Consider the following 10,946-nt stretch of genomic DNA (forward strand, 5'->3'; position numbering starts at 1 on the left):
TCGCCGGTTCGATCCCGGTCGGGACCGCCATTTTCATAGTTTCATAACAGCAAGCGAAACGTGGTTTCGTTTTTTTTGTATATAAACATACCCGCTGGATTTGCTGCCACATCTTTTTGCCCCAAATCAAAAAATCGTGTAAACTACATAGAGAGCCTTACTCCTTAGGATTGGTCCTAAGGATTTTTTGTATTGCGGCCAAAAAATAAGTCGCAAAACAAAAAATACGGGTAAAATGGAAAGATAGACAAACAAATTTAAAAGGTGATGGAATATGGCCAGCTATACATTTATTTCAAAAGACCCAGGCCAAACACATGCGTTTTCCAAGCGGCTTGCAGGCTTCCTCTTCCCAGGGGCTGTCATAACGCTGGAAGGTGATTTAGGGGCTGGAAAGACAACCTTTACAAAAGGTCTTGCAGATGGGCTAGGAATCACCAGGACGGTAAATAGTCCAACCTTTACCATCATTAAAGAATATGAAGGCCGCCTGAGGCTTTATCATATGGATGTTTACCGCGTAGAAGATGAATTTGAAGATCTGGGCTTTGAAGAATATTTTAACGGGAACGGTGTCACGGTGGTGGAATGGGCTCATTTAATTGAAGCCCAGCTGCCAGAAGAGCGTCTGGCCATCGATCTTTACCATGGTGAAGATGGGGCAAGGAAGCTTGTAGTTAAACCGATCGGCCGTCGCTATGAACAAGTATGTGAGGAGTTTTTCAATGAAAATCCTGTCTATTGATACTTCCAATTATGTGTTGGGAATTGGGCTGCTTGATGACAATGTTGTGATGGGCGAGTATATTTCCAATCTGAAAAAAAATCACTCGGTCAGAGTCATGCCGGCTATTCAATCCCTGATGGAGGAATGCAGTGTAGCACCAGGCGACCTAACAAAGATTGTTGTCGCGAAAGGGCCAGGTTCCTATACAGGAGTCAGAATCGGTGTAACCATTGCTAAAACGCTCGCATGGACGCTAAATATACCGATTGCAGGTGTTTCTTCCCTTGAAGTACTGGCAGCATCAGCCGGCCGTTATTTCGATGGATTTATCTCGCCGTTGTTTGATGCTCGCAGAGGGCAGATTTATACTGGGTTGTACCAATTCAAAGATGGCAGTATAAGGAAGGTCATCGAGGATCAGCTTGTCATGGCGTCTGACTGGGCCCTGCGGTTAAATGAAATGCAGGCAGATGTTTTGTTTGCAGGAAACGACTTGGGCATCCATCAACAGGCAATCACTGAAGCATTGGGAGCCAGAGCAAAATTCACAGGACCTACGGGCAACAACCCGCGTCCGGGCGAGCTGGCTGTTTTGGGAAGTCAAAGGGAAGCTGAGCCTGTCCACGAGTTTGTACCTAACTATATCCGGCTTGCTGAGGCAGAAGCAAAATGGATCGAAGCACAGAATAAAAAATAAAGTGGGATTTTGACATGAATAAAACGATTGATTTTCGCAGTATGGCGATCAAGGATATCGACAGTATATATGAAATCGAATCAAGATCCTTTGCGACGCCATGGAGCAAAGAAGCGTTCTACAATGAACTGATCAAAAATCAGTTTGCTGTATATACCGTTGTGGATGTCGACCAGCAAACGGTTGGCTATGGTGGTATGTGGATCATTGTGGACGAAGCTCATATTACCAACATTGCCCTGCTTCCTGAATATCGAGGACTTGGTCTGGGAGAAGCACTGATGCGGAAAATGATGGAGATTGCCGCAGATAAAGGAGTAATAACAATGACACTTGAAGTGAGGGTTAGCAATCAGCCGGCCCAGTCCTTATACCGAAAGCTTGGATTTAAAGATGGAGCGATACGAAAGCAATACTATACTGATAATATGGAAGATGCCATTGTAATGTGGGTGAATTTATCATGACAAAAAAAGATCAGTTCATAATGGGGATTGAGACTAGCTGTGACGAAACTGCCGTCTCGATTGTCAAAAACGGAAGAGAAATCGTCGTAAATGTTGTGGCTTCACAAATTGAAAGCCATAAACGATTTGGCGGGGTCGTACCGGAAATAGCCTCAAGGCACCATGTTGAACAAATTACAATCATCCTTGAGGAGGCATTGAAGCAGGCAGCCATGCCAATCGGCGATCTTGATGCGATTGCTGTTACAGAGGGACCTGGTTTGGTTGGGGCTCTCCTTATAGGGGTCAACTGTGCCAAAGCGTTAGCTTTTGCAAATGGGCTTCCGCTTGTCAGCGTCCATCATATCGCCGGACATATTTATGCAAACCGACTAGTTAAGGAAATGGAGTTCCCGCTCATCGCTCTAGTTGTCTCGGGTGGACATACCGAGCTAGTCTATATGAAGGAACACGGGCATTTTGAAGTGATTGGCGAAACCCGGGACGATGCAGCTGGGGAAGCATACGACAAAGTAGCAAGGACTTTGGGCATGCCATATCCTGGGGGCCCGCATATCGACAGGCTGGCACACGAAGGCAGCCCAGCGATTGATTTGCCTCGCGCATGGCTGGAGCCAGGATCTTACGATTTCAGCTTCAGCGGGCTCAAATCAGCTGTAATCAATACTGTCCATAATGCGGAGCAACGAAATGAGATCATAGCGCCTGAGACTCTTGCGGCGAGCTTTCAGGCAAGTGTCATTGATGTTCTTGTAACGAAAACGGCTCGGGCAGCCAGGGAATATGGAGTCAAGCAAGTAGTGCTTGCAGGCGGAGTCGCAGCAAACAAAGGTCTTAGGTCAGCACTTACAGCTGTGTTCGAAGAACTTCCGGACACAGAGCTGATAATACCGCCTCTGTCACTTTGTACCGACAATGCAGCAATGATTGCTGCAGCGGGCAGCATCTTCTTTGAAAAGGGCCAGCGCGCTGATATGACTTTGAACGGAAACCCGGGACTTGAAATTACTATCCACAACTAATCATCTTCTGAAATAAAATTTAAGTGTGGATAAACCTTGAAGAAGTGTTTTTACCGTGGATAATGTGGATAACCTGTATGGATTTTGTGGATAATGTGGAAAACTAATTGGAACCTTGTTGTTAACCGTTTCAATATGTGAATAGAACTGTGGATAGATATCCCCGGAGACTCCGGGGTTTTTTCTTTTTCTAAAAAAACGGGGGATAAGGCTGTCCATTCTCTTCTAAATGATAAGAGGCGGAGCATCTATCTGCTCCGCCTGTACACTCACAGCCTAAAAATGGGATAGGATTAAGCGTCAGCTAACTCTGTCCATTCTTCCATAAATGAATCGAGTTCGTTCCTTGCCTGTTCAAGTAAACTGTTCACTTCGGCTACTCTTTCATGGTCCTGGAATACATCGGGATCGCATAAAACTTCCTCATATCCGGCAATTTTTTCTTCTAATGCCTCAATGGAGGCTTCAACGTCTTCCAGGCGCCGCTTTCGCTGGCGCTCAAGCTTTTTGGTTTCCTTATCCTGATGGTACGTATTTTTCTCGGATGCAGTTTGGGGAGAGCTAATCTTTTGGTTCTCTGCAATAGACAGGGCAAGCAATTCCTCCTGCTCCTGCTTTTTTTCGAGATAATAATCGTAATCACCAAGGTATTCAATGATGCCATGTTTATTTAATTCAAATACTTTTGTGGCAATCCGATTGATAAAGTAGCGGTCATGGGAGACGAACAGGATTGTGCCTGGGTAGTCAATCAGCGCGTTTTCCAGCACTTCCTTGCTATCCAGGTCAAGATGGTTCGTCGGCTCGTCAAGAATGAGGAAATTCCCTTTTTCCATCATCATCTTTGCTAGGGCAAGCCGTGCTTTTTCGCCGCCACTTAGTGTGGATACGTTTTTCAATACATCATCACCTGAAAAGAGGAAGTTGCCCAAGACGGTCCGGATTTCTTTTTCCGGCTTTAGATGGTATTCATCCCACAGTTCATTCAGCACTTTTTTATTGGAGGTCAGGTCAGCCTGCTGCTGGTCGTAATAGCTGATAGAAACATTTGAACCTGTCCTGATCTCTCCATTAAGTAAAGGCAGCTTTCCGACAATCGTCTTTAACAAGGTTGATTTACCAACACCGTTAGGACCAACAAGAGCGATACTGTCGCCTCTGTTGATGTGGAAAGCAATCTTGGAGGAAACACTTTCGGATTCATACCCTACAGCAACTGACTCTGCGGCAAGCACATCATTTCCGCTTTGCCGTTCGATATCGAATGAAAAAGCAGCAGATTTTTCATCCCCGGAAGGCCTGTCCATCCGATCCATTTTTTCCAGCTGTTTACGCCGGCTTTGAGCCCGTTTGGTCGTTGACGCACGTGCCAGGTTGCGGTGGATAAAGTCCTGAAGCTTGGAAATCTCATCCTGCTGCTTTTCAAAAAGTTTCATTTCGCGTTCGTAGTTCGCCGCTTTTTTCTCCAGATATGCACTGTAGTTTCCCTTGAACCTTGTTAATGTCATACGTGAAAGTTCAAATACCTGATTGACGACTTTATCCAGGAAATAACGGTCGTGGGAAACGATCAGGACTGACCCGGAGTAGCTTTGCAAATACTGCTCGAGCCAGGAGAGCGTTTCAATGTCAAGATGGTTTGTAGGCTCATCCAAAATGAGGATATCAGGGCGGGTCAGCAATAATTTCCCAAGGGCCAGCCTTGTTTTTTGCCCGCCGCTCAGTGAAGAAATTTTGGTCGAGTAATCGAAGGAAGCGAACTTCAAGCCGTGCAGGACGGACCTGATATCTGCTTCGTACTGATAGCCACCTTTGTCCTTGAATTCAAGCTGCAGCTGGTCATACTCCTTTAAAATCCGCTCATAAAGGTCATGATCGGAATGAAGGGAGGGATCCGCCATTTTTTCCTCGAGCTTCCTTAAGTCCTGCTCCATTTTACGGAGAGCATTGAAAACGTTCAGCATTTCATCCCAAATCGAAAGCTCTGATTCAAGCCCGGTATTCTGGGCAAGGTAGCCAATGGATACTCCTTTTGGACGGATAATTTCTCCGGAATCATAAGAGGACTGGCCGGCCAGGATCTTTAACAGCGTCGATTTGCCCGCGCCATTCCTGCCGACAAGCGCTACCCGATCCTGTGTCTGTATTTCAAACTTGATATTCGATAAAATAAGGTCAGCAGCAAAATACTTTGTTAACTGGTTTACTTGTAATAAAATCATAAATTTTTCACCTCAATTGCTTAATGACAGTGTACCTGATTCCCTTGTTAACGGCAATTTCTGTGAATAAAGTGCTAAGTGGAGCAATGTTTCACACACAATTTTTACAAAATGGTGTATTATTTTGATGAAGGGAGCAAATTTATGGCAGACTTTACACATTTCAATCATGAAGGCCGGGCAAAGATGGTGGATGTAAGCGACAAACCGGAAACGACAAGAACGGCTGTTGCGCATTCTAGCATCACGGTTAACCGGGAAATATACGAAAAAGTGACCGGGAATCTTATGAAAAAAGGCGATGTCCTGTCTGTTGCCCAAGTTGCGGGCATTATGGCCTGCAAAAAGACATCTGAAATCATCCCAATGTGCCATCCTATTCCGCTTACCGGAATTGATATATCTTTTTCATGGGAAGAGGAAGAGGCTGACTATAGGCTGAACATAGAAACAATGGTCAAAACGAAAGGCAATACTGGTGTTGAAATGGAAGCGTTGACAGCTGCCAGTGCTGCTGCTCTGACCGTTTATGATATGTGCAAGGCTGTTGATAAAGGCATGGTAATCGGCAAGACTTACCTTGTCGAAAAAACAGGCGGCAAAAATGGCGATTTTAAAAGAGAAACGCCACTTAAGTAATGCCCATTCGAGAAAGGAGGTTTGCGAATGACAAATGAGAATATGAAGATTCCGCAGGCTACTGCAAAACGGCTGCCATTGTACTACCGCTTTTTACTGAACCTGCATTCATCTGGAAAACAAAGAGTGTCCTCTGCTGAGCTTAGCGAAGCGGTAAAGGTCGATTCTGCCACGATCCGCCGGGACTTCTCTTATTTTGGCGCGCTTGGAAAAAAGGGTTATGGTTATAATGTGAATTATCTTCTGACATTTTTCAGGAAGACTCTCGACCAGGATGAAACAACAAAGGTAGCCCTCATCGGGGTTGGTAATCTGGGCACAGCGTTCCTGAATTACAATTTCTCGAAGAATAACAATACTAAGATCGAGATTGCGTTCGATGTTGATGAAGGAAAGGTTGGAACAAATATTGGAGATGTTCCAGTCTATCATATGGATCAACTCGATGAAAAACTTGTCAAAGAAGGGATACAGGTAGCTATTTTGACGGTGCCTTCTTCCGTGGCGCAGCCAATCACTGACCGGCTTGTGGCTGCCAATATTAAAGGAATCCTGAACTTTACTCCGGCACGGCTCAATGTCCCGAACGATATCCGGATTCACCATATTGACCTGGCTGTTGAATTGCAGTCACTGATCTATTTCCTTAAACATTATTCAACAAGTGATGAAGAGTAAACGGTTGGCCTTTAAGGCAAAGCCCGTATATCTATGAAAAGAGCCTCTTACGTAAAGAGGCTTTTTGTCATTTTTTCTGGGCTTTTTTCAACTTGAAATGGAACATCATCATGCGTATACCTGACCCGAAGTCAAAGGTTGCAACGAGGACAAGCATGTAGGCCCAGAATCCCCAGCCAGAATCGCTGACATTCACGATGGCAAAGTAAGTGAACAGAAAACCAAACAGGATGTAGAAAATCCCAGAGATGAGCGGTGATTGCCTCATAGAAAAAATCCTCCAATAAATCCTTGAATTTTCTCCGCTTCCCTCATCATCCGTTCAATGTCTTCCTTGTAAACGGATTGGACGAGGACAACGAAAGTATTCATTGCGACATGGGCGAAGATAGGAACGAGAATCCTTTTTGTTTTTACATAAAGGAAAGCGAAAGTGAAGCCCATGGCGGAATATAGCAAAATATGTTCAGGTTCGCCGTGTGCAAGGGCGAAGATGACCGAGCTGCCTAAAGCCGCTATGAGAAAGTTGAATCGTTTATACAGGCTTCCAAACAGTATTTTCCGGAAGACGATTTCTTCCAGAATGGGGCCGATTACCGAGCTGACAAGCATGACGAACGGAAAGCTTTCGATCAGCCGTAGAATTTGCGCTGTATTTTCAGATCCCATTTCAACGCCTATGGCAGATTCAATGCTCGCGGCAGTGGCTTGGGCTATCAATGCGAGAAACACTCCTGCAAACGCCCAGCCCATGGAAACCGGGATATTTGCTATGTTCCTTGTTTCACTGTCCCTACGGAATTCTTTTCGGAGCAGGAACAAGACGATGAGAAGCGTTGCCGCAAAGCTGAAAATAAGCCAGAAGGCCACTGCAGGAATCTTCATTTCCGCAGGGCTGTTGCCCATCAGGCTGCCAATAAACATGACAAGCGGAACGCCAATAATCGTGGAGAATTGCATTGCGATATAAGCAATAAGTATAATCCAATATTCTTTTTTCAAACTCATATCTCCTTTGAAGCTTGTTAAGAGAGCCTAGGATTCAGGCCGATAATAAATACGGCGGTTATGTACCATTCTACTATTGGGATACATACAGTTCAAACCACAGCAGTTGCAACAATTAATTATTTTAGAAAAACGGTTAAAATGAGGCGGGGATGGGATACTGATACAGGCGAAAAAAAATGCGAAGAAAATTTTGTTTCACGCTTGCAAAACAATGGGAGATTCATTAATATATAAATTGTGTTAGCACTCATCTGAGTAGAGTGCTAATAAATGAATCATTACATATTTTTTGAGGAGGTTGTTTCACTTGATCAAGCCATTAGGTGATCGTATTGTAATCGAGCTTGTTGAGTCTGAGGAAAAAACTGCTAGCGGTATCGTTTTACCCGACACAGCTAAAGAAAAGCCTCAGGAAGGCAAAGTAGTAGCTGTAGGCACAGGCCGAGTTCTTGAAAGCGGGGAGCGCGTAGCCCTTGAAGTAGCTGTTGGCGACCGCATTATCTTCTCAAAATACGCTGGCACAGAAGTGAAATTCCAGGCTACTGAATACCTGATTTTGCGCGAATCTGATATCCTGGCTATTGTTGAATAGTCAGTCGGTCTTAACACATAAATAGAGCGATTATTATGAGGAGGTTATTTTACAATGGCAAAAGAAATTAAGTTCAGTGAAGAAGCCCGCCGCTCCATGCTGCGCGGTGTTGATGCACTTGCAGATGCTGTCAAAGTAACTCTTGGACCAAAAGGACGCAACGTGGTTCTTGAGAAAAAATTCGGCTCACCGCTTATCACAAATGACGGTGTAACTATCGCAAAAGAAATCGAGCTTGAAGACGCATTCGAAAACATGGGTGCGAAGCTTGTTGCTGAAGTTGCCAGCAAGACAAACGATGTTGCCGGTGACGGAACGACGACTGCAACTGTCCTTGCACAGGCAATGATCCGCGAAGGCCTGAAGAACGTTACTGCAGGCGCTAACCCAATGGGTATCCGCAAAGGAATCGAAAAAGCAACTAAACTTGCTGTTGAAGAGCTTAAAGCGATTTCCAAGCCAATCGAAGGCAAAGCTTCCATCGCTCAAGTTGCAGCAATTTCTGCAGCTGACCAGGAAGTCGGCCAACTGATTGCTGAAGCTATGGAGCGCGTTGGAAACGACGGCGTTATCACAATCGAAGAATCAAAAGGCTTCACAACAGAGTTGGATGTTGTTGAAGGGATGCAGTTCGACCGTGGATACGCTTCTCCATACATGGTAACTGACTCCGACAAAATGGAAGCTGTCCTTGACAATCCATATGTCCTGATCACTGACAAGAAAATCGCAAGCATCCAGGAAATCCTTCCAGTGCTTGAGCAAGTTGTGCAGCAAGGTAAGCCATTGCTTCTAATTGCTGAAGATGTTGAAGGTGAAGCACTTGCGACACTTGTAGTCAACAAGCTTCGCGGAACATTCAATGCAGTTGCTGTTAAGGCTCCTGGCTTCGGTGACCGCCGTAAAGCTATGCTTGAAGACATTGCTGCACTTACAGGCGGTGAAGTGATCACGGAAGAGCTTGGCCGTGACCTTAAATCCGCATCAATCACTTCTTTGGGCCGCGCTTCTAAAATCGTGGTTACAAAAGAAAACACAACAATCGTTGAAGGTGCTGGAGACAGCGCAGCCATCGCTGGCCGCGTTAACCAAATCCGCGTTCAGCTTGAAGAAACAACTTCTGAATTTGACCGTGAGAAGCTGCAAGAGCGTCTGGCTAAATTGGCTGGTGGCGTAGCAGTCATCAAGGTTGGCGCAGCGACTGAAACTGAGCTGAAAGAGCGCAAGCTTCGCATTGAAGATGCTCTGAACTCAACACGTGCTGCTGTTGAAGAAGGTATTGTTTCCGGAGGCGGCGTTGCCCTTCTGAATGTATACACTAAAGTATCTGAAATCCAGGCTGAAGGCGACGAAGCTACTGGTGTGAACATTGTCCTTCGTGCAATGGAAGAGCCAGTCCGCACAATCGCACACAATGCAGGCCTTGAAGGTTCTGTTATCGTTGACCGCCTGAAGCGCGAGCAAGTCGGTATGGGCTTCAACGCAGCAACTGGCGAGTGGGTTAACATGATCGAAGCCGGTATCGTTGACCCAACTAAGGTTACACGTTACGCACTGCAAAACGCTTCATCCGTAGCGGCTATGTTCCTGACAACTGAAGCAGTTGTTGCTGACAAACCAGAACCAGCTGGCTCAGGCATGGGTATGCCTGACATGGGCGGCATGGGTGGAATGGGCGGCATGATGTAATAAACGCCCTCAACCCTTGGTATGACTGGGTTTTATGTAAGATGAGGGTGTGATGTTAACATTTTGTTAACATAGAGGATTTTAATGGAGGCTTCTCATGAGTTGAGTAAACTTGTGGGAAGCTTCTTTTTTCATTTCTTGGGTTACATGAATAATGATTTGCTCGTCTTTTTTAATATAAGCATTTGTTGTTGGATCTATTTTAAGCATTCTTTTACTAACAGCCATTTTAAAAATCATTTTTGCTGTAGTATGGACCCCTTCAATCATACTTTTAGAAAAATTTTTGCCTTTTAAATCATTCAACGCTGATTGATACATCTCTTCTGTGATGTTTTTTAGCTTTAAATAGGAGAAGTAAGGCAATAACTTTTTGATGCTGTATTGTCTTAGACGAATAGTTCCCAGCTTGGGTCCATTTCTTTCTATATAAAGTGGTAACCAATCGTTAGCCCAATCTTTGAATAATATATCTGATTTTTTAATAAATGTACCTTTGTTTACTTCAGTAATTAGTGCGGCTGATGCTGCCTCGGCTTCTTGTCTTGTTTTAAAGTTACTCCCAGATTTTTGCTTCCTTTTACCTGTCTCAGGGTCTTTTCCTACATCTATTACAAAAGACCACATCTTATTGCAAATACAATTGTTAGGATTGCATTTGCATCCTCTTTTTCTAAAATGTCCTTTCATAATTATGGATTAACCTCGCTTTTCCCTTTTAGCTGCTTAATCCATTGCTTAAAGTCTAATTTTTCTACCCTTTTTGAAGTGCCAATCGAAAAGTTGGGAATACCGCCGTGTTCTACATGTGTTTGAAATAACTCATAGACCCTTCTTCTTGAAATCCCAAGAAATTGTGAAATATGCAGTGCTGTTAAAGTATCTGGTAGTGACTCCCAAGATGTATATATTTTTTTGTTATCCATTGTAATTTTAATTCTCCTGTTCTTTTAATTTTTATAAGTTTTTAATTTGTTTGAATTAACCGGCTAAATTCTGAAAAATATTATAGCCTGTGTTTAAAGCCGTTTTAAGTACTTGGGATACATTTTTTTATTTTTTTATGATTTTTTTATCTGAGCGGATTAATCGAGAGAGACAATAATCATTAGGGAATATGAAATGCTTTTTCAAAGAGAGAGGTTGAATGATGATACATGTGTATAGTATTTTTTCATTGTTGCTGTTGAACTAAGCCCTAG

13 protein-coding genes are annotated in these 10,946 nt (G+C 44.0%); 8 read left to right on the forward strand and 5 right to left on the reverse strand.

Annotated features, from left to right (window positions below; genetic code table 11):
* Nucleotides 1-274 precede the first annotated feature (274 nt).
* Genes tsaE through tsaD form a run of 4 tightly spaced genes read left to right on the forward strand, consistent with a single transcriptional unit; the run spans nt 275 to nt 2,913 of the window.
* Nucleotides 275-745, forward strand: coding sequence for a tRNA (adenosine(37)-N6)-threonylcarbamoyltransferase complex ATPase subunit type 1 TsaE (gene tsaE / locus D1970_RS17485; RefSeq protein ID WP_119114157.1), 471 nt, complete (start codon nt 275-277; stop codon nt 743-745).
* Nucleotides 726-1,424, forward strand: coding sequence for a tRNA (adenosine(37)-N6)-threonylcarbamoyltransferase complex dimerization subunit type 1 TsaB (gene tsaB, locus D1970_RS17490; RefSeq protein ID WP_119114158.1), 699 nt, complete (start codon nt 726-728; stop codon nt 1,422-1,424). The genes tsaE and tsaB overlap by 20 nt, the downstream gene beginning before the upstream one ends.
* Nucleotides 1,425-1,438: 14 nt before the next feature.
* A complete protein-coding gene (rimI, locus tag D1970_RS17495) occupies nt 1,439-1,891 on the forward strand; it encodes a ribosomal protein S18-alanine N-acetyltransferase (RefSeq protein WP_119114159.1) in 453 nt (150 codons plus the stop codon).
* Complete coding sequence (gene tsaD / locus D1970_RS17500) at nt 1,888-2,913, forward strand: tRNA (adenosine(37)-N6)-threonylcarbamoyltransferase complex transferase subunit TsaD (RefSeq protein ID WP_119114160.1); 1,026 nt, start codon at nt 1,888-1,890, stop codon at nt 2,911-2,913. The genes rimI and tsaD overlap by 4 nt, the downstream gene beginning before the upstream one ends.
* Nucleotides 2,914-3,206: 293 nt before the next feature.
* Here tsaD and D1970_RS17505 read toward each other — a convergent pair whose 3' ends face one another.
* Complete coding sequence (locus D1970_RS17505; protein WP_119114161.1) at nt 3,207-5,135, reverse strand: ABC-F family ATP-binding cassette domain-containing protein; 1,929 nt, start codon at nt 5,133-5,135, stop codon at nt 3,207-3,209.
* Between the two features lie 144 nt (nt 5,136-5,279).
* Between D1970_RS17505 and moaC the strand changes: the two genes are divergently transcribed.
* Nucleotides 5,280-5,774: a cyclic pyranopterin monophosphate synthase MoaC gene (gene moaC, locus D1970_RS17510; RefSeq protein ID WP_119114162.1), complete on the forward strand. Its 495-nt coding sequence runs from the start codon at nt 5,280-5,282 to the stop codon at nt 5,772-5,774.
* A 27-nt stretch (nt 5,775-5,801) separates the two neighbouring features.
* The gene (locus D1970_RS17515) at nt 5,802-6,452 is read left to right on the forward strand and encodes a redox-sensing transcriptional repressor Rex (RefSeq protein ID WP_119114163.1); all 651 of its coding nucleotides are present in this window, start codon (nt 5,802-5,804) and stop codon (nt 6,450-6,452) included.
* Nucleotides 6,453-6,519: 67 nt separating this feature from the next.
* On the opposite strand, the gene D1970_RS17520 is transcribed toward D1970_RS17515, so the two are convergent.
* Together D1970_RS17520 and D1970_RS17525 are read right to left on the reverse strand one after the other, a co-directional pair.
* On the reverse strand, nt 6,520-6,720 hold the full coding sequence (locus D1970_RS17520) for a YdiK family protein (protein ID WP_119114164.1): 201 nt from the start codon (nt 6,718-6,720) through the stop codon (nt 6,520-6,522).
* Nucleotides 6,717-7,454 carry a CPBP family intramembrane glutamic endopeptidase gene (locus D1970_RS17525; protein WP_119114165.1) on the reverse strand — a complete coding sequence of 246 codons (738 nt, stop codon included), beginning with the start codon at nt 7,452-7,454 and terminating at the stop codon, nt 6,717-6,719. Before D1970_RS17525 ends, D1970_RS17520 begins: the two co-directional genes overlap by 4 nt.
* 316 nt (nt 7,455-7,770) lie before the next feature.
* Between D1970_RS17525 and groES the strand changes: the two genes are divergently transcribed.
* Nucleotides 7,771-8,055, forward strand: coding sequence for a co-chaperone GroES (gene groES / locus D1970_RS17530; RefSeq protein ID WP_119114166.1), 285 nt, complete (start codon nt 7,771-7,773; stop codon nt 8,053-8,055).
* A 54-nt stretch (nt 8,056-8,109) separates the two neighbouring features.
* Nucleotides 8,110-9,744: a chaperonin GroEL gene (gene groL / locus D1970_RS17535; RefSeq protein ID WP_119114167.1), complete on the forward strand. Its 1,635-nt coding sequence runs from the start codon at nt 8,110-8,112 to the stop codon at nt 9,742-9,744.
* A gap of 81 nt (nt 9,745-9,825) precedes the next feature.
* On the opposite strand, the gene D1970_RS17540 is transcribed toward groL, so the two are convergent.
* Both D1970_RS17540 and D1970_RS17545 read right to left on the reverse strand, forming a co-directional pair.
* Nucleotides 9,826-10,434 carry a site-specific integrase family protein gene (locus D1970_RS17540; RefSeq protein WP_119114168.1) on the reverse strand — a complete coding sequence of 203 codons (609 nt, stop codon included), beginning with the start codon at nt 10,432-10,434 and terminating at the stop codon, nt 9,826-9,828.
* Nucleotides 10,435-10,436: 2 nt separating this feature from the next.
* Nucleotides 10,437-10,670, reverse strand: coding sequence for a MerR family transcriptional regulator (locus tag D1970_RS17545; RefSeq protein WP_119114169.1), 234 nt, complete (start codon nt 10,668-10,670; stop codon nt 10,437-10,439).
* Between the last annotated feature and the right edge of the window lie 276 nt (nt 10,671-10,946).

Origin of the sequence: Mesobacillus zeae (assembly GCF_003570705.1) — a bacterium.
Classification (GTDB): domain Bacteria; phylum Bacillota; class Bacilli; order Bacillales; family Cytobacillaceae; genus Mesobacillus_C; species Mesobacillus_C zeae.

Bases quoted from the DNA above. Each gene is read 5' to 3' on its own strand.
- tsaE (WP_119114157.1), top strand. From the start codon at position 275: ATGGCCAGCTATACATTTATTTCAAAAGACCCAGGCCAAACACATGCG.
- rimI (WP_119114159.1), top strand. From the start codon at position 1,439: ATGAATAAAACGATTGATTTTCGCAGTATGGCGATCAAGGATATCGAC.
- tsaB (WP_119114158.1), top strand. From the start codon at position 726: ATGAAAATCCTGTCTATTGATACTTCCAATTATGTGTTGGGAATTGGG.
- D1970_RS17540 (WP_119114168.1), bottom strand. From the start codon at position 10,434: ATGAAAGGACATTTTAGAAAAAGAGGATGCAAATGCAATCCTAACAAT.
- tsaD (WP_119114160.1), top strand. From the start codon at position 1,888: ATGACAAAAAAAGATCAGTTCATAATGGGGATTGAGACTAGCTGTGAC.
- D1970_RS17520 (WP_119114164.1), bottom strand. From the start codon at position 6,720: ATGAGGCAATCACCGCTCATCTCTGGGATTTTCTACATCCTGTTTGGT.
- D1970_RS17515 (WP_119114163.1), top strand. From the start codon at position 5,802: ATGACAAATGAGAATATGAAGATTCCGCAGGCTACTGCAAAACGGCTG.
- groL (WP_119114167.1), top strand. From the start codon at position 8,110: ATGGCAAAAGAAATTAAGTTCAGTGAAGAAGCCCGCCGCTCCATGCTG.
- D1970_RS17505 (WP_119114161.1), bottom strand. From the start codon at position 5,135: ATGATTTTATTACAAGTAAACCAGTTAACAAAGTATTTTGCTGCTGAC.
- D1970_RS17545 (WP_119114169.1), bottom strand. From the start codon at position 10,670: ATGGATAACAAAAAAATATATACATCTTGGGAGTCACTACCAGATACT.
- moaC (WP_119114162.1), top strand. From the start codon at position 5,280: ATGGCAGACTTTACACATTTCAATCATGAAGGCCGGGCAAAGATGGTG.